The sequence below is a fragment of the Picosynechococcus sp. PCC 7117 genome (genome assembly GCF_001693275.1).
GTDB lineage: Bacteria > Cyanobacteriota > Cyanobacteriia > Cyanobacteriales > MRBY01 > MRBY01.
Genome location: NZ_CP016482.1, coordinates 40,641 through 67,350 on the forward strand (window position 1 = coordinate 40,641; position 26,710 = coordinate 67,350).

The window sequence follows — 26,710 nt, forward strand, 5'->3', positions numbered from 1 at the left end:
GAGTTTTTGCGATCGCCTGCGGGAGTTTTTTGGGATCATGGGCTACAAATCCATGGGTTTTGTCTAGAATTTAAGGCTGACTACAACAAGAATTTGGCCGAAAAACCCCATTCAATACACCTTAATAAATTGATTGCTATAGTTTTCTTTGGCGGGCATAAAGACTCGGATTTATGCCAAATTTACGCCGAAAAGCAGCGGCAAAATGACCCCGATTTGCAAACCCGACCGCCGATGCTGCTCCCGTCACCGTCATCTCACCAGATTCTAAAAGTTGTCGCGATCGCTCAATTCGTTGATCATGGAGATAGCCAAATACCGTCGTTTTAAAAACCTGCCGAAAACCCACTTTTAATTTGTGATCATTAATCCCAATTTCCCGCGCCAACTCCATCAGGGAAGGGGGATTTACCAACCGTTCCTGGAGGATTTTTCCGGCGTAGTGAATCCGCTCTAGATCATCTGCCTTTAACGAGTAGTCGGCAAAAGGAATCGCCGTTGCGACCTGGGTGAGATCTTCCAAAATAAGGGCAGTCAACTCCCAAATCTTGCTTTCTAAATACAGGCGTTGGGTTAGACCTTCAAATGGACATTGGGTAATTTGTTGGATGACCATTTGCATCGCTGCGGTTTGTTTACGGGAAACTTCATAATATTTTTCTTCCGGCGATCGCAGTATTTTTTTTAGACAAGGACAATCCCCTTCTACATCCCCTGACCAAGCACGAAGTAACGGTGCTTCCATATGAATATTAATACTCGAAATAGTTGTATCCCGATGATGGGTATAGGTTTCCACTGGCGCTAAACCAGTGCCATATAAAGCATAGCGATGTTCAGTTTTGCCAGAATGGTGAATTGTTTCAAAATTATATTCAATGGGATGGAATCGTTCGTTATGTTTTAAGGCAATTGTTTCGGTTAAAGCAACATTTTCAACTGCCAAATCTAATTCTTCTCGCAAATGATATTCTCGCAATAATCCTTGACCCCATAGGCTGGGAAATGCATAACTGGCTGTAGCTCCCTGGGAGTTTGGTATGCGCTGAAACAAATCCCAATATTCTGCTTGAGAAAGGGTAATGGTCATTAGGATGAAGAATAAACAAGTTAAACCGAGGCAGAATCAGTCTACCTCAATTACTAATTATTCTCAATTGTTTGTTTTTTTAGGACTGCTCTAGGGTCTGGTTCAAGCCCAATAAATGAGCATAGTGGGAATCGGGATTGACGATGAGATCTTGGCGATCGCCTTAGTCAGATCTTGCAAAAGTAGCTCCGTACCACAATTGTCATCGTTCTTTGCTCCCGATCAGCAGCAGGGCTAAGACAAGCAGGAATATCTTGTTCTGTTAGATGGGGGAAATCGTAAAGGATTTCTTTTTGAGTCATGCCAGATGCCAAAGACAGTAATATCCATGCTCCGGACACGGGCTTTACCACTGTATTTACCTAGCTCTAGGGGATGATGTCTTGGTCGTGCGTTTCTGTTGAGAATGGCACTATGCCGTTGTTGATGACGATTCTTTCCGTCGATAAAAGCGTATCTGTAAACCATCTTTCGGCAATGGCGTCGGAATCACTTGCATCGATAAGTCTTGGTCAGGTAATAACTCCCAGTCATAATCACGGGCAAGCATCGATGCCAAAATTTTTGCTTCTAGACGGGCAAACTCTTTGCCAATGCATTCCCGCATACCGCCGCCGAAGGGAATAAAGCCAAACTTTTTCTGTTTATCTGCCAGACGTTCCGGTGAAAAACGCTCCGGGTCAAATTTTTCGTGGTCAGGATATAGGGCTTCGTCCTTATGGGTTTGGGCAATTTGATACTGAACCGCCCAACCTTGAGGAATTTGGAAATTTTTGTACTCAAAGGTGTTGATTACTTCCCGGAAACCACCGCCCACTGGAGGGACAAGTCGTAAAACCTCTTTAAAAACTTGATCCAGGTAAGTCATTTGTTGAAGCGTCGCCATATCTAACCCATCGCCAATGTCCAATGCGTCTTGTTCTGCACGAATTTTTTCAAAAACGTCGCGATGCTGTCCGACCAATAATCCAAAAGACACCAGAGACGAAGTAAGGGTTTCGTGACCAGCAAACAATAGGAGCAAGATTTGATCCTTCAGTTCATCGATGGAAAGGGAATTACCGTCTTCATCCTTCGCCCGAATCAGTAGGTCAAGGGCATCGGTGGGTTCTGCATTGGCATCGTAGGTTTTCAGGCGATCGCCAATAATCATTTCTAACTCACGCAGCAGTTTTCGCCGACACTTCATCGCCTTACCGAAGGCCGTCCAGGGAAGATTAATCGGCAGGGAAAATAATCCTTTAACCCATTCCTCAAATAGATTCGCTAAGGGCGTTTCCGCACCGCCATCTTTGCCGATAAATAGGGTACTGGCGACGTCAAATGTGTATTTGCGGAGTTCATCATACCAAGCAAATTCCTGTTTTTGCTCCCATTGAGTGAGATAACGCTGGGTAATTTTTTCGATGGTGGGAATATAACTTTCTAGGGCGCGGGGCTGAAATGCTTGAAAGATAATGCGCCGCCGGGAACTATGAATACCGCCTTCCTGGGTAGCGAGGGAATCGGCACCGAGGAGAATCCGGGTACTTTTTGGCCAGGTTGCCTTGACATATTTATTTTCGTTGCGGAATAACACCTCATTAGCTTCTGCCCCAACCATTACCACCGTGGGTTTGGTAAAAATATTTGTTTTGAAAACGTCACCATACTTCTCCAATCGCTTTTTTTGAAAATTACGGTCTGTGAAAAATTCAATGGTTTCGCCAATTACAGGCAAACCGAATTTTCCGGGAGGTAAGGGCAGTTTACTGGGGGAAGTCATGGGCGATCGCCAAAGAGTCGTATATTTATCAAGCCATTAGGTAAGGTAACAAATTGCCCTATGATTGTAAATTTTCAGATAAGACAGCAGATCTGCCACCCAGAAAGACCTTGTGTTTCCCTAAAGCCACATCCGAAATTTCTTTATAGGGTCACGGCTGAAAATTTATTGCGATCAGCAATTTAACGCTAGAGCGCACAGTAGCCTATAACTAAGCACACTCTCCAAATGTGATATGAGGTATTCGCCATGACATTTCTGATTGGTCAACTAGATAATCTGGACTACGATGCAGCCGAATCTATCCTGGAAGAGTACATCATTGAAGCAATTCAGAATTTTGTTAACTCTGAAACTGGGCAAGAGTACCTCGACAACCATCCCATAGGAGGCTTCTGGACGGGCACATTTATCGAGATGGCTTACATTTATGGCGGCTATACCCTTTCAAAGATGACCAAGGGTAACGCTCAGGAAATAATGGAGTATATCTTGCCCCGTAAACTCACCCTGTTCGATCCCAGTGATACGGATGATGCCATTGACGAACTAATAGCATTTTGGACTTATCTCCACAAAGCATATAAGTTGCGCAGCGCTAAGGCCATCATCAAATACCTACACTCTATCAAAGACCAATTTCCCCGATGGATGTTTGATCCGGAGCGGGGCGGCATGGCCAAAAACTTCATGATACAGGGTATGGAAGCCGGCTATGACATGACTACCCAACAAGGTTTACAGGCATTTCAAGCAGAGTACAACCAGAACCTGTCAAAACGACCTCCATCTACCTCAGCAGATATAAAGGCTGTCCTTGAGGAACTGGATCAGGCAATGTTGCTAGAGGGAGAACAGATCGATATGGAAGAACTGGTCACTCGGTTTTTGGGAGCCTTGACAGAATTGGAACCCGAGGCGATTGAGGACATAATATCCATGCTAGAAGCGGAAATTGGAGTAGAACCAGTGTCCTCAGCATCCCCAAGTGAAGCCCTGGGTAATATGCGGCGCAGCTTGATACGAGAAAGCTTAGAAACTGAGTTTTCTCCCCTTTCGGCAGAAGAAAAGAATATTCTCCAGAACCAAGCCATTAGCGCAACGGAACCCGGCACGATTCTGAAGGACTTCCAGACCACACTAGATTTTATTAGCGAGGGAGTTCCTGTCAGCAGCAAACTCAAACAGCTATCGGCAAAATTTGTGATCGACTTGAATAGCCGTTTGAGCCATCCTATTGATTCGGATCTGAAGCGCCCCGTGCAGAAGTCTTATCCCAATATTCACGGGCTTTATCTGTTGCTGCGGACTACCGGCATTGCCAAGATCGACGCTAGGGGCAAGAAGCTACAGATGGTTTTAAATCCTGATGTGTATGCTTCATGGCAAAAACTCAACGCCACAGAAAAATATTTCACCTTACTGGAAGCTTGGCTCATCCGAAGTCATCCCAAAATGCTGGGAAATGAACGTTCAGGCCCCTTGACCATGGGTGATCGCCTGATCAGTAGCTGGTCAAAATTAGCTCAACAAGAATCGGTTACGTTTAAAGAGGCAAAAGACTATGACTTTCTCAGTTACTACCCAGGCTTCGAGAATATATTTCTGATGGAAATGTTTGGTCTGCTTAACCTCACCCTTAGCAAGCCAGCAAAAGGTGAAGGCTGGCAGATGAAAAAGTTGCAGCCCAACCCCTTAGGTTATGCCCTGGTGAAAGTGTTCTGTAGTGCTTGCATAAACGCGGATTTGCAATGGGACTCCCAGAATGATGCAACTCTGCCTTTTGGAGAACTACAGCCCGCACTGCAGAGGTATTTCCCGGAATGGCAGCAAACTTTATCCTGGTAACGATCGCCAAAATTCCCTAACAAAGCATCTTTCCTTAAGCAGAAATATCTGAGACCAGCATTTCTGCTTACATGACCCGTTTAATGCTGAGGCGTTTGACCACCTAAGTATTTACTCCAGGCAAAAGCTCTGATTCTTTTTAGGGCCGCTATAGAGTCTGGTTCAAGCCCAATAGACGGGCATAGTGGGAATCGGGATTGGTGGCGAGATTTTGGCGATCGCCATATTCGAGACATTGACCCTGGTTCAGGATCAAAATTTTGTCCACTTGGGCCACGGTTTCGAGACGATGGGCAATGATAATGCCGGTACGACCTTTTAACAAACGTCGAATTGCCCGTTCCAAGAGCTTCTCCGTCATCGGATCAAGACGGGAGGAGACTTCATCTAAAATGACCAAGCGCGGATCCCGCAGAAATACCCTTGCCAAGGCCAAGAGTTGTGCCTCACCAGCAGAAAGGGTGCTGCTATCGGCCCCAAGTTCTGTGTCTAGACCCTGGGGTAACTTCGCGAACCAAGGGCCGAGGCCCAACTCCTCAAGGGTAGTAAAAATGTCTTGATCGTCGATGTGGGGATTAAAGAAGGTTAAATTTTGACGCACCGTTGCCTGAAAAAGCTGGACATCCTGGGTGACAAAACCGATCTGTTGGGTGAGCTGTTGGGCACAGAGGTGGTTAAGATCAACCTCACCGAGACAAATTTGGCCCCGTTCGATGGTGTGAAGCCGCAACAGCAGGCGCATTAGGGTACTTTTACCGCTCCCGGTGTGGCCCAAAAGACCGAGCACCTGGCCTGGGGGTAACTGAAACGATAAATCTCGCAGGGCATAATCCCCCGTGGAATAACGGAACCAAACCCCCTGGAATTCGACGCTAGGGGCCGCATTGGATAGGGCAATGATGGTGCTGGGTGGCTTGGGTTGGGGCTGTTGCAGTAGAGTTTGGATGCGCTGGAGACTGGCGATCGCCTGTTGAAATTGCTCTAATTCTTCCCGAATCCGTTCAATAGGTTCCTGGAGGAGCGACGCATAGTAATAGAGGAGGTAAATGGTACCGATGGTGATCGCCTGCTGTGACCAAAGATAAGTGCCAATGCCCAAAGCGAGAACATTGCCCCCGGTAAACAGGCCCACTGTACCGCCCCAAAGGAGGGTACTTGTCCAGCGGGCGCGGTGATAGGTGCGTCGCCACCGACGAATGAAACGATAAAAACGTTGGCGCACATAATCCGTCGCCCCATTTGCTTGGAGGTCGGCTAATCCCCCTAAATATTCTGCGACCATGCCATAAAATTCGGCGCTGGCTTGGCGATATTGACCCCAGGGGCCAATGGCCACCCGTTGCAGAAAACCTAAAATTCCCAATACCCCCAGGGAAAACAAACTCAGACTTATCCCAGCTAAAGCGTTTTCCCACCACACAACACTGAGAATTCCAACCACCAACAGACCATTGCCCAGCACTTGCAACACAAATTGCGAGAAAAAATGGGAGAGTTGTTCAACATCACCATCGACTTGTTCGACGAGGCTACCGGGGGAATAGCGACGGTGGAAATCGAGATCGAGCTTGAGGCAATGTTCCACCAAGTTCAGGCGCAGACGATTTGTCACCTTCCAGGCAATGGTTTCACTGTAATAGGTAGAGGCGATCGCCAAAAGTTGTTGCACCACCGTAAAACCAATAAAAGTCAGGGCGGCCCCCAAAAGAAGTCGTTGGGAACCCCCATCCACTGCCGTATCAATGAAAAAGCGAATAATTTGTGGGTTCACAACCTGTAAACCAATGCTCCCCAATAGGGCGATCGCCAAGACGAACAGGGGCGTTTGCTGGGATTTGAGATAGGTTCTGAGAAATTGGTAACTGGTGGCGGTGTTCATTGTTTAAGTCGATCCAGGCAACGCAAATCGTTTCGAGTTCATCGCAGCATCATTCTGTGGCGATCGCCCCAAAGTGTAAATAGTTTCTCCAAAATTGTCCAATGGCAACACCCTCACAAGATACAGTGTTGAGAAAACTGTCCTTCTATCGGGTGCAATCAAGCAGTGAAGCATGAATATAACCTGCCTGGGGGCCGCCGAGGGTAAAGGTAACAAAATACCAATCCGTTGAATTATTGACGTTGTCACCCATCACCTTCTCCTCAACCCTTACCTTCGCATCTCGCGTGAGTTCTTGGACAATCGTAGAATCGGTAGACGGTTCTACTCGAACGCGGCCTAGACCTCCATCTGCGGAAACATTAATTGCACACCAGGTTGGCAGATTAGCGGGTAGGAGAGATCGGATCGTTGACGGTACAACCGCGTCAGTGTCGATGAAGACGGAATAATCGACCAAAATAGGTAGACCCTGGCCATAGGCCAAATAGCCCTCTAGGCTTTTCGCTAAATCATAGAGACGTTGGTGTTCTGTCACACGAACACAGCCATGGCCATTGGGATCAATGAAGCCGTTATGTTGCAGAGGGCCTTCTCCCCAGATGGGTGCATGGAGCGCAAAGCCACGATGGATCTGCATAAAGTTCTGGATTCCCAAGGATGTCCTTTTTTGTAGACCATGGATGTTAAAGTGAGCCCCCATCACATCACCAAATTGCTGCTTGGTTTGCCTTGCAAGCTGTACTGTTTCTGGTGCCCAGGAAATGAGTCCCAGTTCAAAAACCACCTCGCTGCCCCCATAATCTCTGGTCACTTTGCCATGCATTCGACCAGCGGCATCCTTATAAAATTTGATGTAGTAAATATCTTCTGCTTTTGCACCCATTTTTTGCAGACGGGTTTGCCAATCAGCTTGACCCCTAATAATTTCCTTAGAAGACGTTTCGGTTGTTTCTGAGAGCTTTAAATTTGGGTACGCGTTTTCCTGGGGCAATCTATGATGACAACTCGCTAAAACATATAGACAGCCGCATAGAAAAATCAATCTAGACAACCGATGGTTTGTGGCACTCATAACTCTATTTTAAATGCCATCTATGGGATCCAAAATATCGCTTTGGACTTCGGGATTCGCTTTAGGATAATTGTGTCGTTGAAATGACCCAGCCATAGGCAACAACGACAACTAGGAGCAATCCGTAAACGAATTCCTTTTGATCACGAAACCACCCTTGCAGCATATTTTTAAAACTACGTAGACTGCGGCGTCGTTCATCGCCTAACTCTCGCATTAGTCTGGCTACTTCTGCATCAACTTCTTGTAGCGAAATTTCTCCCTGTTGATACCGTGCTTCCAGGGCATCTAGTTTGCGCCAGTATTCTTGGGTGGCATTGAGGAGGTTAGGAAACATGAGTCGGTAAACCAGTAGCTATCAGTAAAGGCGATCGCCGTAAATGTTGAGTCAGTTGCAATTCTCGTAGCGAGGATTGTGATTCTCGATTTTTATGGGGTATTGATATTTTCGCCTTGGCCACATTGTAACGCAATGTTAATTTTGCTGCGTTAGAGCTTGACAATCTGGCAGACATACAAACTTTGTAAGCGTAGATAACATCGTTGCTCCATCCAACGATTGGATCCCTTCAACCCTTGAGCTTATCTACATTCTGTAGATTTCAGTAGAATAGGATTAGCATCAGGGGTTAAGTTACAGGCCAAAATACTCTATTCAAAAAAACTTTTGGTCTACAAAAATACAAAACTTCTTTGGGTTGATAGGCGGCCTAATGAAATCACAACCGATTCCCAATCCCCTCTATCCCGTGGTGGTCAGCGCTGGTGTTGTTTTGGCTGGGGCGATCGCCTTAATGTTTTTGCCCGCCCTGATTCAGCTTGATGGGATGGATGGGGGCTTTGCCATTACTTTCGGCGCTCTGTTTCTCGCCATCTCTGCTTTGGTCACGCTCTTGATATTTTGGCGCAATGCGGTGCTTCTGGATCGGGTAATTGCCGGGACAAATCTCCTGGCCCACTGGACCTACGAACCGCAAGAATGGGCCCAGTACCTCGACAGGGAACGTCAAGAACAAATTGACGAAAAATTGCCCTTAGTCTTCATCGTCGCGTGTTGGGCATTGCTCATCGGCGGCGGCTTTTGGCTGTTTGATCCGGAGGCAGGTTTTATTGTGTTTCTCGTCATGGTGGGGCTGATTATCTTGGTGAGTTTGCTGGCCTATGGTTTGCCTTGGTTGCGGTTTAAACGCGATCGCCATCGCCTGGGTGAGGTGTGGATCGCCAGTAGTGCCATTTATTTTCGCGGTAACTTTGTCCATTGGGGAGAGTTGGGCTTGCAATTGGAACAGGTGAGCCTCCGTCCGGCGAGCGAAAACCAGGCCCCTTGTCTGTGTTTTGAACTGAGCTATCCTTCCCAGGCGGGGATGCAGTATTACAACCTACGCATTCCCATTCCTCGGCGTTATCGGGCCGCCGCCTACGATTTATTTGAGCATTTCAGCCAAACTACAATTCAGGACTCTCCCCCAGGGTAAGCTTTAAGGCAACATCTCGAAGACCATCCCTGTTTGACGATCCACTTCGTACCAGCCGTAGGTCGCAGTGTGGCTGGGTTCACCAGGATTATTAACGGTTTCGTAAACGTGTATCAAATAATTGGTGGGCGTTTGTTCGACGACTTCGATGTAGGTGCTATTTTGGGGGGCAACGGTACGCACCAGTGCTTGCCATTCGCTGACAGCCGCTAAATTCGCCACCTGTTCAATGGCGATCGCCTCGGTGATTTCTGGGGTAGAAGGTGTGGTGATTGGTGCTGTGGTAGAGTTCCTGGAGCCAGGTTGTACTCGTTGGGCAACGGCCACTATTGGCTCGCTATTGGGGGGACTGACCGTGAAAGTAATGCGCTGTTTATCTTCGTTGAGTTCGGCATCCACGGGCGTCGGCACGTCTTCATAGACACTCCACACATAACCCGATAATGTCCGACTGGTGAGATTAGAAAGTTCGAGGCGATCGCCTTCAATGTCCGCCACAATTTTGTCACCTTCTCGGTAGAGCACGAGGGTATCTGTCTCTTCCCCCGGATTGCCTTCTGCCGGAATCCAAGCCCCCACAAAATCATCGAGGGTCACGGCCGCTTGGGTTGTGGGTGATGGCGGTGGATTTTCCCCAACGGGTTGGGTTTGGGGTGTACTGGCTTCGGGTTGTCCTAAAAATTTCAGTAACTGAGCCGGATCCTTCAGGAAGAAGATGCCTAGCCCAGTGAGCACGACAATTCCTAAACCCAAAATCCAGTTCCCGTTTGACCGATTGGGTGGGGGTGCCTGGGGTCTTGGGGGAGGGGCCGCTGGATAAGCTGGCGTTGTTGCACTGCCACACACCTCACAAAAGCGATCGCCTGGGTTGAGGGCAGCACCACATTGCATACAAAAATGGGGAGTAGTCATGGCAGTTAGACCAAACGCAGCAAAAAAAGCACAACTAACCTTAATTGATCAAAATTCCTGTAAGGGATGATATTCAGATAAATAGCCTGGAGCTGAGGAAAAAGAGTTTCTTTAGAAAGATTTTAGTTTTTTGATGGCTAACCGATCTAGCCTTGCTTTTAACAACAAAATAGTTTCTTTTCTTCAGGAAATCCCCTTTATTTATATTGTATCAAAAGGCTTTAAGAGACATGATTAAGCATTGATTTTTTTTATTTAACAAACTCATTCTTTAGGCAATATAAAATTCAACTTTATTTAATAGTTCTCAACAAAGGATTGAATCGCAAAATAATGTGAAGAGGATTCAATATTTAATTCATTTAGCAATTATTAATACCTATAATTGATGTGGAGCCAGAAAAAATTTTAAGCGTTATCAATTGCTTAGATACTGACTCAAATTTGGTTTGCTGGTTTTCTCGACGATAACTTCAGGCCTGCGCTACTGGACTTAGCTGTTTCCCTCACCCGCAGGGGAACTTTCTCGCGACGGAGGTCGGCTCCATGAAAAAGCAACATCGAGCGGCAGGTATTTGCGTGCAGTTATTAGCCGTTACCTGCCCAGTACTGTTTATCAATAATTTGGCGATCGCCCAAAGCTTGAGCGAATCCCCCCAGGATGTCCTCAATAACTATCTGCTGGAACGTCCCCCCTTAAGAACTATCCAGTTTCAAAATCTCCAGGATATCCAGGCCCGCCGCCACGAATTACAGTTCCAGGCCAGTGATGGGGTGACCCTTGATTTTTTACCTTATCTTCAATCCCCCGGTGCCCTGCCCCAATTGGCCAACATCATCAGAACCCAAGGCATTGACCCCAATCCCCAGCTCACCGTCGCCGCCTACGATTTTGCAGATCGGCTGATCATTTTGCAGCGGCTGGAATATCAAGGTAGTGCCCTTGCCTGTGACCAACGGGGCGAAGCATTAACCGACCTCGGCATTCTTTGTTTCAATCGCCAAACCAAACCCAGAACCCTACAGCAGCCTGCACCAACCCAGAACAACATCAGCAGCAAAATTACAGAAATTCGAGGCAAGCTCAATCAACTGAACACTAGCCCCATTAACGGCTACACCCTCAGCCAACTGCGGGCTCTCCCAGACGACGAACTGCTCCAGGTGGCCCTCAACAATGGTCGGATTACCGAGGAAACCTATCTCATGGTGCCCAAGGTTCAATACAAAACCTTACTGGATGTGCCTTTTGTTCAAGCGAATACCGACTTCACAAAACCTAACTTTAGCTTCCTGGAAACCAGCAATCTCTATCAACCCATTCCCCGAAGGTCAATCACCTTAAACCGGAATTTGCCCCTTGAAATTCGTGACAATAATCAACGGCCGAATTTTTCCCTCGTCCGCCCCCAACTGGATTTATCGCAACTGGCCCGTGGCGATCGCCACACAGAAACCCATTACCTAGTGAATGGTTTTACTTGGGGCAGTGGGCGGGAATGGCGACACCGCATTGGCGACTGCATCGATTTATTCTTTGGTGATGTTTGTGTCTATGCAGAACCCTATGCCAGCCTTGGTTATGGCTTGGGTTTAAGGATTCCCCTCCAGCTAGACCTCACCGTTGACCGGACAATTCAGGTGGCGAATAATCAACTAACGGCTTTTTCCCCCACCGTTGATCTCACGCCCATCGATGGCAATGCCAACACCTACCAAGCAGCGGGTATCCCCAGTGATCAGATCTTTGGCGGACAGGAAATCGTTGCAGAAGTTCAAGGTACCGTCGGCGTTAGGTGTGACCTAGAAGTGTGGAGCTGTGGCAACAATAGAAAGCTAGGTATTGGAGTAGACCTAACGGACTATCTGAGTTCCGGTGGCAACATGACACCCCCTGCCCCAGGACAAAGTTTCTCCATCGGCGAAGTGTGGTCCCCTGATGTAACTGGAGGAACTTTAAACTACGGCATCGTCGGCGCGACTTTCCACCTTGGTTCTCAGCTGAATATGGTCGGTCAAGATCTGGAGATGTTGGCCCAGTTTCCCCCCGTGGTTGGCCCCAACAATGGCACCCACACCGTTGAACAATTTCCGGCAACCTATCAACCCCTCGTTTTTAACAACAATTCCTTTTTCAGAATTTATGAGCCGACCTACCAAGCCAATTGGAATATCATCCCCGGCATGAAGGTCAAAGCCTGGTTAGGGGTAGATATTGGCGTGGCCTATTTAGGAGCAAAAACAGACCGGACTTGGTGGTTTGAAGATCTCAGTATCGAATCTCCCAATTTTACTTTTACGTCCCATGCGGGCACAACAACAGGCTATGACATTCAAGTGGATCACGATAATTTAAACATCACTGCCTTCTAGTTTCAAAAAATTAAAAATAATTTCTGTCCAGGATTCTCTGTTGGTTGTAAAGCAGTTGTACCTGGACAGATTACCTCTGCTTTAAAGGCATTGAGTATTTCTAAGGATTGGGGTTGAGATTTGTTGCCAAATTAATTTGTCAAATTGGACATGGTGCTAGCCTAAAAATATTAAAAGACTTTCATTTTTGGTGGTGTTAATACAGTGTTGATATCCATTAAAAAGTATTGCAAAATATTGGTTTTTTCTACATTTTTTGCTGGAGCAATTATTGCTTGTCAACCCGAAAATCAGCAGCAAAAAGTTGTCGTTTATATCTCTGTTGATCGCACCTATGCAGAACCAATTTTGACGGAATTTACAGCGGCAACGGGCATTGATGTGTTGCCCGTCTATGACGTGGAAGCAACAAAAACCACGGGTTTAGCCCAGCGTCTCTTGCGGGAAAAGGAACGACCCCAGGCGGATGTGTTTTGGAGTGGAGAATTCGCCCAAACCTTACTGTTGCAAGAAGAGGGAGTTTTAGCACCCTATGAATCGCTAGTCGCTGCGGCGCTACCACCCCAGTACCGAGATCCCGAAGGTTATTGGACGGGAATGGGCGGACGGGCAAGGGTATTGCTGATTAATACGGATCGTTTAGCAATTGATGAAGCGCCCCAGTCTTTAACCGATCTCACCAGCGATCAATGGCCTGGGTCAGAAATGGCGATCGCCTATCCTTTTTTCGGCACCACAGCGACCCATGCAGCCGCCCTCTATGCAGTTTGGGGGCCAGAGCCAGCCCGGGCGTTTTTTACTGATCTCCAACGCAAAAATGTCCAGGTCGTCGATGGAAATTCGGTGGTGCGGGATCTGGTGGTCGATGGTCAGGTGAGCATTGGCCTGACGGATACCGATGATGCCTGTAGCGCCGTGGCAAAGGGGGCACCGGTGGCCCTGGTATTTCCGGATCAGGGGCCTGGGGAGATGGGGACGTTTGTCTTGACGGGAACAGTGGCCGTAATTGCGGATGGGCCGAATCCTGACCAGGGGCAAGCACTGGTGGATTTTCTCGTCAGTCCAGAAACGGAACAACGGTTGATGGCCGTGGGGGGTAGCCAATTGCCTTTATATCCTGGAGTGGCGGTGTCCGGTTGTCTGACAGGACAAAGTATCCAAGGAATGACGGTGGGTTTAGATGCCATTTATGGGCAGTTAGAACCGTCAAAGCAAGACCTGAGTGAAATTTTTATTCGCTAATGAAAGGCGATCGCCACAGATTAAATCCATGGACAACCCTGGGGTTGGGGGGGTTTCTGATGATGGTCTTTGGGCCGCTGTTGAGCTTGATGGCCAGCGTGATCGTTGAACTGGGCCAAGGGAATGGCGCTTGGTTATCTCTACTGGTGCCGACGGGGCGACGCTGGCAACTGTTAGGAAATAGTCTGCAATTGGCGATCGCCGTAGGGACAGTGAGCACGGTATTGGGGGGTCTGATTGCCTGTTACCTGTGGCAGACGGCCTGGGCTTGGCGCTGGCGGTGGGGGTTGTTGCCGCTCCTATTTGTGCCGAGCTATATCCATTCCTTCGGTTGGTCAGCGTTGGGTCTGGGGTTGAATGGGGGTTTACGCAGCCTTGGTTTTGGGACAATCCCCCTCCAGGGATGGTGGAGTTGCGGTTGGGTGGAAGTGATGGCGTTTTTACCCTTGGCGGTGGGTTTGAGCTGGTTGGGTTTGGCGGCGGTGGGTCGAGAAGCAATTGAGGCGGCGCGGCTCCTGGTGCCGGATCTACAGGTGTTGGGACAAATTATTTTGTCCCTGGCGTTACCGAGTTTTGTGGCCAGTTTTGGCTTGATTTTTCTGTTGAGCTTAATGGACTATAGCCTCCCTTCCCTGTTTGGCATTGGCACCTATGCCCTAGAAATTTTCGCGGAATACAGCACCAGCAATGAACCAGCCCGGGCGTTTCTTTTAGCAGTACCCCTCTTGGCGATCGCCTGGGGGGTGATTTTGATCTTGCAACTGCCCCTCCAGCAAATGATGCAACTTTCACCCCAGGAAAATCTCTGGGAAATTCCCCCCCGTTGGCCTTGGTGGTTCGTCTGGCTCCAGTACCTGGCCCTTGGTCTTTTTACCTTGCAAATTTTGGTGCCCCTCGTTAATTTGCTGGTCGTAGCGGCCCAGGAATCCCAGTGGTTTCCCCCGATCCAAGCTGCTGCCGGGGAAATAACTTTTACCGTTGGCCTGGGTTTGACGGTGGCGATCGCCGCTTTACCCCTAGCCTTGGCGATCGCCCAGCTTCTCAACCGTGATGACCGTTGGGGGAGAGTGACTTGGGGGCTAGTCATTTGGGCCTTGGCTTTACCCGCCCCCCTAGTGGGGATTGGCCTGATTGATCTGTGGAATCGCCCGCTTCCCCTGGAAATTTACGGCACACCATTGATGCCATTTTTAGCCCACCTCGCTCGCTTTACCCCCTTCGCCAGTTTGGTGCTCCTAGCGCAATTACAGCAATTGAACCAACCCCTCTGGGAGGCGACCCGCTTGGAAGTTGGCCCCCGGTGGCGGATTTGGCTCTGGTTGCGTTTACCACTGCTCCTACCGGGGTTGTTGGCGGCGGCGGGCCTGGTCTTTGCCCTCAGTGTCGGTGAATTGGGCGCGACTTTGATCGTGATTCCCCCTGGATATTCCACCCTCACCCTCCGGATTTATAACTACTTGCATTACGGAGCGGCGGCATCGGTGGCGGTGTTATGTCTGGTGTTGGTGGCGATCGCCTTTGGGGTTGGTGGGCTGATGGCTTGGGGATTGCAGGGTTGGGGCACCATTTACCGAGGGGGAGATAGACCATGATCCAAGTCGAAAATCTTAGTAAAACCTATCAAACAACTAAAATTCTGGATAATTTAGCTCTGACAGTGGAACCAGGGCAAACTGTGGCGATTTTAGGGCCATCCGGGAGCGGCAAAACCACCCTGTTACGCCTAATTGCTGGCCTTGAACAACCCGATGGCGGTACCATTTCCCTCGCCGGTCAGTTGGTCAGTTCTCCAACGCAAATCCTCGCTCCCCACCAACGGCACATTGGGTTTGTCTTTCAAACGCCGATTCTCTGGCCCCACATGACCATCTCCCAAAATATTGCCTTTGGTCTGGGCCACCTCACAGCCCCGGTGAAAAAACAACGCATTCAACAACTCCTCGAACGGTTGGCGATCGCCCCCTTGGCCCACCGTTATCCCTACCAACTTTCCGGGGGGGAGGCGAAACGGGCTTCCTTGGCCAGGGTTTTAGCACCCCATCCCCCCTATGTCCTTTTCGATGAACCCCTGACGAACTTGGATATTGCCCTTAAACAGACTCTGCTCTATTACATCCGCGAATATCTTGAGCTAACTGCTGCCTGTGCCCTTTATGTCACCCATAACCCGACCGAAGCCCAATATCTCAGCGAGAAAATTTTCTGGCTAAAGGAAGGAAAGCTGCAATCCGATGAAATCCCCTGAACCATACAGCTTAAAACTCTGGAAATACCTGCTTTTTGGCGCAATTGTCAGCACCTTGGGCCTATTTATCTGGGAGCTTTTGTCTCTCTTTCAAAGCTGGCAGGGACAACCCAAACAACCAGGCTGGGAAATTATTCGTCCTCCCCAGGAAGTTTCTGCGCTTGTTATTCAAGGTGATCATCTCTGGGCCGGGGGTCAGGCAGGGGTCTTTCAAACTGCTTTACAACCTCCCCATACCGTTGAACCCCTCCAATGCGATCGCCCGTTGCAATTCGTCCGTGCCCTAGCCATCGATCCCGACGGTGTGCTCTGGATTGGCCATGGCAACGGTTTAAATTATGTCGATGCCCAAGGATGCCACCCCTATCAATCCGATGAGCCGTTTTTTCAGGGTCAAATTAATGCCCTCTATGTGGATCGGGCGGGTCAGCTTTGGGTCGGCACCTGGGAGGGAGCAGCCGTCAAGGAAAATAATGATTGGCGCTTTTTAACCCCGGCGGATGGACTACCGGATCGGATGGTAAATGTCATCCATCAAGATGCCGAGGGGGGAATGTGGTTTGGCTCGGCGGTGGCTCCTAAAGGCGGGTTAAGCCACTGTATTAAGAAATCCTGCCAACTTTTTTCGACGGCCAATGGGCTGGCCCATAATAACATTACAAGCCTATTTAGCGATGATACAGGGCATCTCTGGGTAGGCATGGGCCTTTTTGATCGTGGTGGCCTCGCTCGCCTGGAACGACGCACGACTGGCTGGGCGATCGCCCAAATTTTCACCAAAGCAGATGGCCTTGCTGGAGAAAAAGTCCGCTCCATCTACCAAGATCAAACCGGGGTGCTGTGGTTTGGCTCTGAATATGACGGTTTAGCTCGCTTAGATTCCCAGGGACGATGGCTCATTCTCACGGAAGCCGATGGTCTGGCGGATCAGGAGGTAAAGGCAATGGTACAGGATCGATTTGGTAATCTCTGGCTCGGTACCCGTAACGGCATTACGCGACTCGATGCCCAATATTTACGCAATTTAGAGGAGCAATAACCATGGCGGCTTCTTCTAATGGGCAAAGCCAACAGGCACCGAAAACTCTGGTGCAATTACTGGGCTGGCTTTTAAAGGCTTTTCTGCAAGCATTACCCCGCCAAATCGTGGTTGGGGTTATCGTCGGTGGTGTGATGTGGCTGGTGCATACTTTCCTATTGGTTGGTGTGAACGAAGGGTTTAATCCGACCACAAATCCTTGGCTCGGTTCCGTCTTGGTGATCTCGGATCAGCTTGTACCCGGCACATTATTTTGGCTATTTAGTGGCATTTTGGTGGGTCACCTATTTCGAGGCACCCTGGGTAACTATCTCCAGGGGATCGGTCAACTGCCGCAAATCTGCGTGGATGTTGGCCAACAAGCGAGTCAATTTCAAAGTCCTTTCCCCTGGGTGGGTCTGGCGGTGGCGATCGCCTTTAGTACCTTTTTAGGGAATCTGCTGGTGAGCATCCAAATCGCTCTATTTGCCCTGGCCGCCGTTTGTGAACCCCAACATCTCCTGCGCCTTGCGGCCCAGTTGGGCTGGCAAGATGCCCATCGTCTATTTCGCCATCAATCTCCCCCAGCTTTATCCCAGGTCACGTTACAAACCCTCCTAGCTGGCCTCATGGTGGGCTATCTCATTGCGGCCATTTGCTTCTGGTTTTTTGGCGGCATTCCCCAATTACTTTTTCTCGGGGCGATCGCCATTGCTCTTGTTCTCATTTTTAGAAACAATCAACCGCCATCGACCCAGACTTTAATACTGCTATCGCTCAGTTTGGTAGGGTTTTACGTCGCCCATGGCATTCCTGTCCTCGCCGATGACTGTGGTTGGCAAGAAGCAGGTGGTAGCCTAGATCGCTGGTTAGCTAGTGGCCCCTGCGTTATCACAACAGCGACCCTTGGTTTTCCTGCTGCGGGCGGTTTCTGGACAGGCTGGATTTTAGGGAATTTGCCTTCAATTCCCACAGTTATCTATGGCACTGGCACGCCGGATGATCCTTTTTGCGATTACCCTGATGCCAATAATCCCCCCTGGAAACAAGGCATCTACGGTACGGGGACAAAAGAAGATCCTTTCCGCGATTATCCTGATGTGAATAATCCACCGCAAACCCCAGGTATCTACGGCAGTGGCACACCCGATGATCCCTATCGTGATTATCCTGATGCCAATAATCCACCGTGGCAAAAGGGTATCTACGGCACTGGTACAAAAGAAGATCCTTTCCGCGATTATCCCGACGCGAAGAATCCACCATGGCAACAAAACATTACTGGAAGCGGTACGAGAAATGATCCCGTTCGCAATGTGAACATCCCACCTGGACAGAATTTTCCAGCTTCACCGGGCCAAGGGCCAGGCGTACCGAAGCAACCTGGGATGCCAAATGCACCTTTTTATAATCCTAATAGTTGGGTTCCTGTAAATCCGGATGCACCTTTTGACCCACGGGTAAATCAATGGATTGGGTCGCGGGAAGTATATTCCAATGATTGGGAAGTAACGCCCGATGGAAAATTTGTCACCCTTAAAGATAATCCGCTATTTGTCATTCCGATTTCTCAAATTACGGGAGATTCTGGGGATGATTGGGCGACGATTTTTAGTACCCCAGTTCCAAGCGCAGATCATGATCAATATGTTGAAGGTATTGTTGATACGGCTTTGATCATTGATAGTCTTGAGGCGTTAACGGGTGATTCTGAGATCCGCCCATTGACAAGATCGGGCTGGAACCAGCTTTCTGATGCGGACAAACAGCAAACCCTACAATACATTGCGAATTTATGTGGCCATAAATTGGGAGTAGGGCCGGTACAGGTCGATTTCGGTTCTGGCCTAAAGGATGCTAATGGCAATATGGTTCATGCCCACTTCGATCCAAATACAGGGCGAGTTGTGTTTAACACTGACTCATACATGTATAAAAATCCTCAACAGGCGATCGCCACCATTGGCCATGAGGTGAAGCACGCTCAACAATGGGATCCGAATAACCCCATGGAAAACCCCACGGCCCGCCACGCCGCGACGACGAATGCCCAAAAATATACAGGCTCAGACACCGATCCAGTGATTTATGCGGGTCAATATAACGAAAATGATGCTGAATCCTTTGGTAACCGTTTGGGCAATGCCCTGAGTAAAGAAGCCTACAAGAAAGAGTTAGCCAGCATTAAAGATGTCTGGGATCAACTGAAGGGAGGCGCAGAACAGGCACCAAAAAATCAACCACCAAAATCCTGGGTACGGGAGAAAACGCTCATGGATTTTGTCAGTAAGGCAAATCCCCAGCAACGGCAGCAAATCTATAACCTTGTTAAATCCGGTGCTTTAAAAGTTAAAGATGATTGGGGGCGAGAGGTATGGTAACGCCACAAGAACATCCGTTATTACCCTTAGCAACGGCGATCGCCAATTTAGGCTATCAACCAACGTCGTTACTCTGGAATGCAACCCAACGCATGGCCCAGGTACCGGGTTTAGCCCAGGATCTCTTGGCCTATGTAAAAGCAGGTTCACCGCCTCCAGATTTTTCCCAGCAACAACCCGCCATCTTATTTAAGCCTTTACCAGGCGGCTATAGTGTTGCAACTTTAATTCGGGATTATCAGTTTCAGGCCATTGGTGCTTTTTTGATCGCTGTAGAACTCAGTCTGCGGCCCGACCAAGGGAAAGCTTTGTTAAATTATTTTCTTCACCTGGGTTATTGGCGTACAAATACCGATGGTTCAAGGGATTTGATCTTTCCCCCGCTCACAGAACAACTGCCCCAATGTCCCCAATGCCGTAGCCGCTGGTTTGAAGATCTGCCCCGATGCCCAAGCTGTGGCCTTGTGCGTCGTCATGTCACCGTTGAGGATGGCCCCTTACCCTTGGAGGAATTGGCGACAATGGCGCGAACTCAATCTATTGATCAAAAAGTTCCAGCGGCGATCGCCCCTAACCATCCCATTCCCCCGACGAGCGTAAATCGACGCTGTGACCAATGTCATCATCCTTTATCCCAAAACAGTCATTTTTGTCCCCATTGTGGTGCCGTTGTTGCGGTGGCTGCTGCACCTATTGAGCATTCTGCAGCTTGTCCGAAATGTGGCCATCTAGCCCGCCCTGGTGCAAAATTCTGTAGTCATTGCGGTCTGAATTTAAACTAACTCTTGTCTCTGCCTATCCCTGGGACTCATCTCCCAACGATAGAGGGTGAAAATCCTCTCATCTATCATTCATTACAATTCATTATTACTTCTTAAGTACTGTCGTATTGTTAAAGATGGAGTCTCTATTTTTTTAGACGACTCTTAAGTAAAGAAAATCTGGAGAAAAATTATTGTGGATACCGCAGTTCGTAAGGTGAAAGGTCAATGCCGTTGTGGACAGGTGAAATTTGAGGTCACGTCAGAACCATTGATTACAATGGCTTGTCATTGTGTGGGGTGTCAGAAAATAACTGCAAGTGCATTATTTCCAAACGCTACTTTTTTACTTTAGACACAAAAATCTCTGAAAAGCATAGCAAGACAATGATTTACCGATGAGGCGATCGCCATGTTGCATCACGAAAGTCTGCGGTAATATCCTGATAAGCCTGGTTTGTTGTGTGGCAGGTGCGGCATACCCCCTAGTTCAACCATAAAAACCAAAAAGTAAAGCCCACGGAGAGGAAATATGTCATGGCAGACCAAACATTTAAGACGTCGCCACAAATCTACGCGCGGGCAGTGGGAGTGTTGTATCTGATCATTATCGTCCTCGGACTTTTTAGCGAAATATTCGTGCGATCGCCACTTATTGCTCCAGGAGATGCAGCGACGACTACCAGCAACATTATGGCAGCAGAGCCGCTTTTCCGGGTTGGATTTCTAGCCGACTCAATCATGTGCCTGAGTGATGTGGCCGTGGCTGTATTACTGTTCGTACTTCTGCAGCCAGTTAATAAAATAATTGCTCTGATTGCCCTATGTTTCCGCGTGACCCAGACAGCAGTAATTGCCCTTAGTCTCCTCAACTATTACGCAGCCATACTTCTTTTGAAAGGTTCAAATTATACTGCGGCATTCGATATCGCTCAACTCAATTCACTTTCATCACTATTTCTTGATCTTCATAGCTATGGGTATGATCTCGGCCTGATTTTGTTTGGGGTTCATTGTCTCGTCCTCGGTTACTTAATTGCCAAGTCGCTATATATGCCCAGGGTGCTTGGATACTTAGTCATGGCTGCGGGTGTTACTTATTTGATCGGGAGTTATACACGGTTTTTGTTTCCGGACTTCGTCGAAGCTATCGCGCCAATTTATCTGGTGACGATTATTTCAGAACTCTCCCTATGTCTATGGTTGCTGATTAAGGGAGTGAATCCAGAACAGTGGCAAGAAAAGGCAGAAAGTGTTGGTTTGCTATAAAAAAATATATTTTTTGAATGGGACAGATTACTTCATTGTTCGTTAGAAAAGTTGTCGGAGTCGTTGAAGATGCCCTCGACAAAAATAACCTCTTGAAATCGCTCGGTATTGATCCAGATAGTGCCGCTGATCCCTCCCAGATGGTTTCTGATACGGATTACTATTCCTTTCTAGAAAAGATTGCCATAGCCGAAAATAATGGTACAACTTTGCCACTGCGAGCGGGGGCGGCAATGCGTTGTGATGATTATGGTGCTTTTGGCCTGGCCTGGAAGTCAGCCACAAATCTGGGCGGCTCCTATGAACGGGCAGAACGTTATGCTCGTGTGCTGACGAGCGTTTCGACCTATACAGTTGAGCGAGTAGACCAAGGCGCATTTATACACTTACACCGAATGGGCGACCGCCGCCTGGGAATGCGACTTTCCAATGAAGCAACAATTGCCAGTATTGTCTCAATTAGCCGGCAAGTCTCTACCAAGCCCTTTACACCGCTAGCCGTTTACTTCAAGCACCAGGCCCCTAAACGCATCAGAGAACATCAAGCCTATTTTGGCTGTCCAATGCGCTTCGATGCAGACCAAGACGCATTATTAGTTTCCAATGAGTCGCTGCAAACCCCCAACCAGCTTGGCGACAAAAGTATTTCCCAATTTTTTGATACCCATCTTGAGACTGAACTCTCTAAACTAGCAGACCCCCATTCCCTCGAACACCAGGTGCGTATTTACGTTTCTCGATGCCTGAGTGAAGGTGTGCCAACGATCTCTGATGTTGCCGAGCACTTCACCATAAGCGGACGCACCTTACAGCGCCGACTCTCAGAGCTAGGTTACTCCTACAAAACGCTGGTGGATGAGTCACGACGTCAGTTGGCAGAGCGGCTTTTACAGCAGACTGATTATTCTCTAGCGGAAGTCGCTTTCATGACGGGCTTTTCTGAGCAAAGTGCTTTTACACGAGCTTTTAAGCGCTGGGCTGGACAGACACCACGTTCTTTCCGTCTTAATCTCCAGACCAAACCAAATTAAGCCGAACTTGGCGCACTCAGTCAAAATTTCGGCAGCAACTGTCAAGAAATTCCCTAGTTGGGCTTTTTATAGTGGGCTTACAGTTCACCCAACAAAGGGAAGCAAACCATGAACACTATTCAACATCAAGCTTATAATTCAAACAGCTTAACCCTTGTCCTTGGTGGCACCGGCAAGACAGGACGACGGATTGTTACTGCGCTAGAAGCAAAGGGCATACCGACCCGGATCGGTTCACGCTCAGCCACACCAGCCTTCGATTGGCACCATGAAACCAGCTGGGATGCCTGTCTTAAAAATGTAGCAGCGGTTTACATCAACTATGCGCCAGATCTAGCCATGCCGGGAGCGACAGATGCTATTCAGGCTTTTATTGATCGCGCTAAAGGTCATGGTGTTAAACGCTTGGTACTCCTGTCGGGTCGAGGCGAAATCGAAGCCCAAGCCTGTGAACAGATTGTGCAGGAGAGTGGTCTTGATTGGACAATCATCCGAGCCAGTTGGTTTAATCAAAATTTCTCAGAGGGTGCGTTCCTCGAAATGGTCACGGCTGGACAAATCACTCTCCCAGCGGGTGATATTTCTGAACCTTTTGTAGATGTCGATGATATTGCCGAGGTTGCTGTTGCTGCCCTGACAGAAACGGGGCATGCCGGAGAAATTTACGAAGTCACTGGCCCTCGCTTAATGACCTTTGCTGATATTGCGGCTGAGTTGTCAAATGCCAGCGGCTGTGAGATTACCTATGTGCCAGTTCCCCACGATGCTTTTGTGGCTGGTATCAAAGAATCTGGCGCCCCCAAAGAAGTAGTTTGGATGCTGGACTATCTTTTTAACACTGTGCTTGATGGCCGCAATGCCTATCTCACCGATGGCATTCAGCGTGCCTTAGGACGTTCACCCAAGGATTTTGCTGATTATGCTAGCGAGGTTGCTGCCACCGGCCGATGGCGACCAGTGACCCTGTAGGAAAACACGAGAAGTTTGAGGCAGGACGCAGAAGTTGGCAATTGTTATCAATATTTTTGTGCGTCCTGTTTAAACCGATAAAACTGGTCGACCGCTAACCCTAGGGAATACATCATCAGGCTGTTGCTCGAAACCCCGACCACTGTACCCACCAGGGGAATCATTTCGAGAAAACTTAGGCCTGTTTTGAGACCATTGCCACCGAGGGACAAGCCAAAAATTGCCAGAATTTCTGCCCGGCGACGGGGATCCTGGAGATTCAGCCCATGGAGGCCAGAAATTTGATAAACCATCTCCGCCTGGAGTCTTGTCATACTTGCCAACTCCCAGCCGAATAATGCCAGGGCCAAAGGGGGCAAAAGATTGGCCACAAACCCTAATTTGGCAGCTTCTAGACTTTTTGCTTGGATAACTCGCTGGGTTAGTTGGGTTGGATTTTCGTTGGGATAAGCCTGTTTTAACCGCTGAATCTCAGCCTGAGCCATTGCCACATCCACATCTCCGACAATTGCTGCTAGCCAACCAAAGCCAAAGATTTTCTGAATTGTTTTAAAAATAGGATTGTTGGCGATCGCCGCCAGATTTTGCCCTGTATTAGCAGTGAGGGTTTCAATGAAATCGTGGAGATCTTTTTGGCGGGCTTTGGAATCGAAGGGATTAGTCGGCATAAACTCCCAAATAACTTACAGGCTAATAGTCGTTCCTTTACCGTAACAAGTTGCTCCCCAATCAACCTCTGTAAAGAGAAGCAGTTTGATGCTAATCACCCAGCATAGAGTGCTAGGAAAAATTGTCTGGAGGTCGTGAAAGAGCTTTGATGGGGCTAGGGGAAAGCTTGACGTAGGCCAGTCTTCAAGCCATGGTGGGGAAAATAGTTATTGTTCACAGTATCCTTTAGGATATGGATAGCTTCCCTAAAATGTTTTCTCCTGTTTTTGCTGGACTTTCCATGTAGAAAGCTTTTTAGGGCTTGTGTTTGTCAAGCGGCTTAAGTTGACAATGCCGTTTAGCCCCATCCATATTTTGGATTGCTGAAAGTCAGTATATTTTTACCATTACTAACATTCATCAACTTTTTTAAAATGCCTTTAAAAACTAGCTCTACCGCTGTTACGACGCCAGCAGACAAAGCAGGGCTAGGTATGTTCGGTGGGGTCTTTACCCCTTCGCTGCTGACCATTTTGGGGGTGATTATGTACCTCCGCTTTGGTTGGGTAGTTGGCAATGTCGGTCTTTTTGGCACATGGCTGATTGTCACGATGGCTGTGAGCATTACCTTTCTGACGACGTTGTCAATTTGTGCGATCGCCACTGATCGGGTCGTGCGAACTGGTGGCGCTTATTTTATGATTAGCCGCTCCCTAGGGATCGAGACCGGAGGAGCCGTAGGGATTCCCCTCTACTTTGCCCAGGCGCTGTCAGTTGCACTTTATACCATTGGATTTGCCGAAAGCGTTGTCAATGCCTTTGGCCGCTTCAACCAGACTTACATTGCCCTAATTGTCACCATTCTTGTGGCAGTATTAGCAATTACCTCAGCCGAAATTGCCATCAAAGCCCAGTACTTCATCATGGCGATCATCGCCTTATCGCTTGTTTCCCTAGCTTTCGGTTCACCACTGGAAGCAACTCAGCTAGAACCCTGGGGTACGGATAGTGGCGAATCTTTCTGGACAGTTTTTGCCGTCTTTTTCCCAGCCGTGACCGGAATTATGGCCGGGGTTAATATGTCCGGCGATCTCAAAGAACCGACAAAGGCAATTCCTACAGGTACATTGGCAGCCGTCGGCGTTGGTTACTTGATCTATATGGCTCTGCCTTTTTTTCTTGCCACTCGAGCCGATGCCAGTACGTTAGTTGAAAATCCCCTAATTATGCAGCAGATCGCCTTTTGGGGGCCATCAATTCTGTTAGGCATTTGGGGAGCGACATTATCGAGTGCTATCGGTAGCATTTTAGGTGCCCCCCGGATTTTACAAGCCTTGGCAAGGGACCGCGTCTTACCGCGATGGCTAAGCTTCCTAGGCAAAGGCAGTGGTCCTAATAACGAACCACGCATCGGCACAGCGATCACCTTAGGGATCGTCACAGTAGCGGTCATGGTGGGTGATTTAAACTTAATCGCACCAGTGCTGAGTATGTTTTTTCTCACAACCTACCTAGTACTCAACATTGCCGCTGGCGTTGAAGGATTTCTCGATAGTCCCTCTTTTCGCCCTCTATTTGCGGTGCATTGGTCTTTCTCGCTGCTTGGGGCTCTCGGATGTTTAGCGGTTATGTTTTTAATTAATCCAGTGGCGACCATCGTTGCTGGGTTAATTGTTGCGATGATCTTTTTGTGGATTCAGCGACGGGAGTTAAAGAGTACTTGGGGAGATGCCCGTCGCGGTATTTGGATGATGCTGTTGAGAACAAGCTTATTTCAACTGGGTCATCACCCCGATCCGAGAACATGGCGGCCCCATATGTTAGTTCTTTCTGGTGCACCAACGCGGCGTTGGGGATTAATCGAATTAGCAGATGGGTTAAATCGCAATCGGGGCCTGTTTACCATTGCAAGTATTTTGCCGATGGATTCTCGCAGTATCCGTCAGCAGCAGCAAATGGAAAAGAGCATTAATGATTATCTGCAAGAGCGAAATATACAAGCATTGGTCAGAGTCTTGACCGCCCAAGATCCATTTGTGGGCGTGGAGCGGCTTGTTGAAATTTATGGCCTTGGCCCCATCGTGCCTGATACAGTCCTCCTTGGTAATAATGAAACCCCCGAAAATCGCAGTAGCTATTGTCAGCTTATCCATGCACTGCATCGCGCTGAGCGTAATGTGATTATCTATCGAGAGAAATCTCAGCCCGAAAGTAAGCAGCATCATCAAATTGATGTTTGGTGGGGAGGTTTGCACGCTAATGGTGCACTGATGATGATCTTGGCAGAGCTACTGCGGGACAGTATGGAATGGCGTAGCGCTCAAATTTATTTGAAGCTAGTGGTGCCGGATCAATCAGCCGCAGCAACTGCCAAACAAAATATTAATGTCCTGGTACAAACGCTTCGCATTGATGCAGAGATTTGTATCTTGGTGGCAGAAGGTCGATCATTTGATGAGATTTTGTCTGAGTCTTCGCGTAATGCAGATCAAGTCATCCTCGGTATCGCAGAACCGAACGAGAATTTTTGTGATTACTATGCCTCCATTGAAGAGAGAATCCATGATCTACCATCTACAATGTTGGTTCTTGCTGCACCAAGCTTCGCCTTTGCTGAAGTCCTAAAAAAGTAGTACTTATTTTTTTTGATCCAACTTCAAATCCTGCTGTATCAAAAAATCTGCACTTCATGACTCTGTAATGGGCATTAGGTCGTTCACAATAAGGGG

Annotated in this window: 21 protein-coding genes and 1 pseudogene; 14 read left to right on the plus strand and 8 right to left on the minus strand. The window is 48.3% G+C overall.

Annotated elements, in window-relative coordinates:
- Positions 1–136: 136 nt before the first annotated feature.
- The 3 genes from AWQ22_RS15250 to AWQ22_RS15255 all read right to left on the minus strand — a co-directional run bounded on the left by AWQ22_RS15250 (position 137) and on the right by AWQ22_RS15255 (position 2,855).
- Complete coding sequence (locus AWQ22_RS15250) at positions 137–1,090, minus strand: AraC family transcriptional regulator (protein ID WP_065711855.1); 954 nt, start codon at positions 1,088–1,090, stop codon at positions 137–139.
- Positions 1,091–1,257: 167 nt separating this feature from the next.
- Positions 1,258–1,392 carry a hypothetical protein gene (locus tag AWQ22_RS17450; protein WP_397428296.1) on the minus strand — a complete coding sequence of 45 codons (135 nt, stop codon included), beginning with the start codon at positions 1,390–1,392 and terminating at the stop codon, positions 1,258–1,260.
- 110 nt (positions 1,393–1,502) lie between these two features.
- Positions 1,503–2,855 carry a cytochrome P450 gene (locus AWQ22_RS15255; RefSeq protein ID WP_065711856.1) on the minus strand — a complete coding sequence of 451 codons (1,353 nt, stop codon included), beginning with the start codon at positions 2,853–2,855 and terminating at the stop codon, positions 1,503–1,505.
- A gap of 249 nt (positions 2,856–3,104) precedes the next feature.
- On the opposite strand from AWQ22_RS15255, the gene AWQ22_RS15260 reads away from it, so the two are divergent.
- Positions 3,105–4,703: a hypothetical protein gene (locus AWQ22_RS15260; RefSeq protein ID WP_065711857.1), complete on the plus strand. Its 1,599-nt coding sequence runs from the start codon at positions 3,105–3,107 to the stop codon at positions 4,701–4,703.
- A 148-nt stretch (positions 4,704–4,851) separates the two neighbouring features.
- On the opposite strand, the gene AWQ22_RS15265 is transcribed toward AWQ22_RS15260, so the two are convergent.
- The 3 genes from AWQ22_RS15265 to AWQ22_RS15275 form a co-directional block, all read right to left on the minus strand.
- Entirely contained in the window at positions 4,852–6,582 is a 1,731-nt protein-coding gene (locus AWQ22_RS15265; protein WP_065711858.1) for an ABC transporter ATP-binding protein, read from the minus strand.
- A 145-nt stretch (positions 6,583–6,727) separates the two neighbouring features.
- Positions 6,728–7,468: an SH3 domain-containing protein gene (locus tag AWQ22_RS15270; protein WP_084449082.1), complete on the minus strand. Its 741-nt coding sequence runs from the start codon at positions 7,466–7,468 to the stop codon at positions 6,728–6,730.
- A gap of 250 nt (positions 7,469–7,718) precedes the next feature.
- A complete protein-coding gene (locus tag AWQ22_RS15275; RefSeq protein WP_030008123.1) occupies positions 7,719–7,994 on the minus strand; it encodes a hypothetical protein in 276 nt (91 codons plus the stop codon).
- Positions 7,995–8,370: 376 nt separating this feature from the next.
- Between AWQ22_RS15275 and AWQ22_RS15280 the strand changes: the two genes are divergently transcribed.
- On the plus strand, positions 8,371–9,132 hold the full coding sequence (locus AWQ22_RS15280) for a hypothetical protein (RefSeq protein ID WP_065711860.1): 762 nt from the start codon (positions 8,371–8,373) through the stop codon (positions 9,130–9,132).
- A 3-nt stretch (positions 9,133–9,135) separates the two neighbouring features.
- Here AWQ22_RS15280 and AWQ22_RS15285 read toward each other — a convergent pair whose 3' ends face one another.
- Positions 9,136–10,044: a zinc ribbon domain-containing protein gene (locus AWQ22_RS15285; RefSeq protein ID WP_065711861.1), complete on the minus strand. Its 909-nt coding sequence runs from the start codon at positions 10,042–10,044 to the stop codon at positions 9,136–9,138.
- 546 nt (positions 10,045–10,590) lie between these two features.
- On the opposite strand from AWQ22_RS15285, the gene AWQ22_RS15290 reads away from it, so the two are divergent.
- The 11 genes and pseudogenes from AWQ22_RS15290 (at position 10,591) to AWQ22_RS15335 (ending at position 23,333) form a co-directional block, all read left to right on the plus strand.
- On the plus strand, positions 10,591–12,417 hold the full coding sequence (locus AWQ22_RS15290; protein WP_065711862.1) for a hypothetical protein: 1,827 nt from the start codon (positions 10,591–10,593) through the stop codon (positions 12,415–12,417).
- A 237-nt stretch (positions 12,418–12,654) separates the two neighbouring features.
- Positions 12,655–13,659, plus strand: a complete 1,005-nt coding sequence (locus AWQ22_RS15295) for an extracellular solute-binding protein (RefSeq protein ID WP_232321580.1) — start codon at positions 12,655–12,657, stop codon at positions 13,657–13,659.
- Positions 13,659–15,251, plus strand: coding sequence for an iron ABC transporter permease (locus AWQ22_RS15300; RefSeq protein ID WP_065711864.1), 1,593 nt, complete (start codon positions 13,659–13,661; stop codon positions 15,249–15,251). The genes AWQ22_RS15295 and AWQ22_RS15300 overlap by 1 nt, the downstream gene beginning before the upstream one ends.
- Positions 15,248–15,904, plus strand: a complete 657-nt coding sequence (locus AWQ22_RS15305; RefSeq protein WP_065711865.1) for an ABC transporter ATP-binding protein — start codon at positions 15,248–15,250, stop codon at positions 15,902–15,904. Before AWQ22_RS15300 ends, AWQ22_RS15305 begins: the two co-directional genes overlap by 4 nt.
- Entirely contained in the window at positions 15,891–16,943 is a 1,053-nt protein-coding gene (locus AWQ22_RS15310) for a two-component regulator propeller domain-containing protein (protein WP_065711866.1), read from the plus strand. The genes AWQ22_RS15305 and AWQ22_RS15310 overlap by 14 nt, the downstream gene beginning before the upstream one ends.
- A 2-nt stretch (positions 16,944–16,945) precedes the next feature.
- On the plus strand, positions 16,946–19,303 hold the full coding sequence (locus tag AWQ22_RS15315; RefSeq protein WP_065711867.1) for a hypothetical protein: 2,358 nt from the start codon (positions 16,946–16,948) through the stop codon (positions 19,301–19,303).
- Entirely contained in the window at positions 19,297–20,085 is a 789-nt protein-coding gene (locus AWQ22_RS15320) for a zinc ribbon domain-containing protein (protein ID WP_065711868.1), read from the plus strand. Before AWQ22_RS15315 ends, AWQ22_RS15320 begins: the two co-directional genes overlap by 7 nt.
- Positions 20,086–20,260: 175 nt before the next feature.
- A pseudogene (locus AWQ22_RS17455) lies at positions 20,261–20,410 on the plus strand (GFA family protein); the annotation flags it as partial.
- Positions 20,411–20,601: 191 nt separating this feature from the next.
- Positions 20,602–21,333: a DUF4386 domain-containing protein gene (locus AWQ22_RS15325; protein ID WP_065711869.1), complete on the plus strand. Its 732-nt coding sequence runs from the start codon at positions 20,602–20,604 to the stop codon at positions 21,331–21,333.
- A gap of 17 nt (positions 21,334–21,350) precedes the next feature.
- The gene (locus AWQ22_RS15330) at positions 21,351–22,364 is read left to right on the plus strand and encodes an AraC family transcriptional regulator (RefSeq protein ID WP_065711870.1); all 1,014 of its coding nucleotides are present in this window, start codon (positions 21,351–21,353) and stop codon (positions 22,362–22,364) included.
- A 108-nt stretch (positions 22,365–22,472) separates the two neighbouring features.
- Complete coding sequence (locus tag AWQ22_RS15335; RefSeq protein WP_065711871.1) at positions 22,473–23,333, plus strand: NAD(P)H-binding protein; 861 nt, start codon at positions 22,473–22,475, stop codon at positions 23,331–23,333.
- A gap of 47 nt (positions 23,334–23,380) precedes the next feature.
- Here AWQ22_RS15335 and AWQ22_RS15340 read toward each other — a convergent pair whose 3' ends face one another.
- A complete protein-coding gene (locus tag AWQ22_RS15340) occupies positions 23,381–24,001 on the minus strand; it encodes a hypothetical protein (protein ID WP_065711872.1) in 621 nt (206 codons plus the stop codon).
- A gap of 414 nt (positions 24,002–24,415) precedes the next feature.
- Here AWQ22_RS15340 and AWQ22_RS15345 point away from each other — a divergent pair, with 414 nt between their 5' ends.
- A complete protein-coding gene (locus AWQ22_RS15345) occupies positions 24,416–26,614 on the plus strand; it encodes an amino acid permease (protein ID WP_065711873.1) in 2,199 nt (732 codons plus the stop codon).
- Positions 26,615–26,710: the final 96 nt, after the last annotated feature.

What these genes read in the sequence shown, in the direction of transcription:
- AWQ22_RS15335 (WP_065711871.1), top strand. Translation starts at nt 22,473, where the DNA reads ATGAACACTATTCAACATCAAGCTTATAATTCAAACAGCTTAACCCTT.
- AWQ22_RS15325 (WP_065711869.1), top strand. Translation starts at nt 20,602, where the DNA reads ATGGCAGACCAAACATTTAAGACGTCGCCACAAATCTACGCGCGGGCA.
- AWQ22_RS15345 (WP_065711873.1), top strand. Translation starts at nt 24,416, where the DNA reads ATGCCTTTAAAAACTAGCTCTACCGCTGTTACGACGCCAGCAGACAAA.
- AWQ22_RS15275 (WP_030008123.1), bottom strand. Translation starts at nt 7,994, where the DNA reads ATGTTTCCTAACCTCCTCAATGCCACCCAAGAATACTGGCGCAAACTA.
- AWQ22_RS15305 (WP_065711865.1), top strand. Translation starts at nt 15,248, where the DNA reads ATGATCCAAGTCGAAAATCTTAGTAAAACCTATCAAACAACTAAAATT.
- AWQ22_RS15310 (WP_065711866.1), top strand. Translation starts at nt 15,891, where the DNA reads ATGAAATCCCCTGAACCATACAGCTTAAAACTCTGGAAATACCTGCTT.
- AWQ22_RS17450 (WP_397428296.1), bottom strand. Translation starts at nt 1,392, where the DNA reads ATGACTCAAAAAGAAATCCTTTACGATTTCCCCCATCTAACAGAACAA.
- AWQ22_RS15260 (WP_065711857.1), top strand. Translation starts at nt 3,105, where the DNA reads ATGACATTTCTGATTGGTCAACTAGATAATCTGGACTACGATGCAGCC.
- AWQ22_RS15290 (WP_065711862.1), top strand. Translation starts at nt 10,591, where the DNA reads ATGAAAAAGCAACATCGAGCGGCAGGTATTTGCGTGCAGTTATTAGCC.
- AWQ22_RS15250 (WP_065711855.1), bottom strand. Translation starts at nt 1,090, where the DNA reads ATGACCATTACCCTTTCTCAAGCAGAATATTGGGATTTGTTTCAGCGC.
- AWQ22_RS15255 (WP_065711856.1), bottom strand. Translation starts at nt 2,855, where the DNA reads ATGACTTCCCCCAGTAAACTGCCCTTACCTCCCGGAAAATTCGGTTTG.
- AWQ22_RS15265 (WP_065711858.1), bottom strand. Translation starts at nt 6,582, where the DNA reads ATGAACACCGCCACCAGTTACCAATTTCTCAGAACCTATCTCAAATCC.
- AWQ22_RS15280 (WP_065711860.1), top strand. Translation starts at nt 8,371, where the DNA reads ATGAAATCACAACCGATTCCCAATCCCCTCTATCCCGTGGTGGTCAGC.
- AWQ22_RS15320 (WP_065711868.1), top strand. Translation starts at nt 19,297, where the DNA reads ATGGTAACGCCACAAGAACATCCGTTATTACCCTTAGCAACGGCGATC.
- AWQ22_RS15270 (WP_084449082.1), bottom strand. Translation starts at nt 7,468, where the DNA reads ATGGGTGCAAAAGCAGAAGATATTTACTACATCAAATTTTATAAGGAT.
- AWQ22_RS15285 (WP_065711861.1), bottom strand. Translation starts at nt 10,044, where the DNA reads ATGACTACTCCCCATTTTTGTATGCAATGTGGTGCTGCCCTCAACCCA.
- AWQ22_RS15340 (WP_065711872.1), bottom strand. Translation starts at nt 24,001, where the DNA reads ATGCCGACTAATCCCTTCGATTCCAAAGCCCGCCAAAAAGATCTCCAC.
- AWQ22_RS15330 (WP_065711870.1), top strand. Translation starts at nt 21,351, where the DNA reads ATGGGACAGATTACTTCATTGTTCGTTAGAAAAGTTGTCGGAGTCGTT.
- AWQ22_RS15315 (WP_065711867.1), top strand. Translation starts at nt 16,946, where the DNA reads ATGGCGGCTTCTTCTAATGGGCAAAGCCAACAGGCACCGAAAACTCTG.
- AWQ22_RS15300 (WP_065711864.1), top strand. Translation starts at nt 13,659, where the DNA reads ATGAAAGGCGATCGCCACAGATTAAATCCATGGACAACCCTGGGGTTG.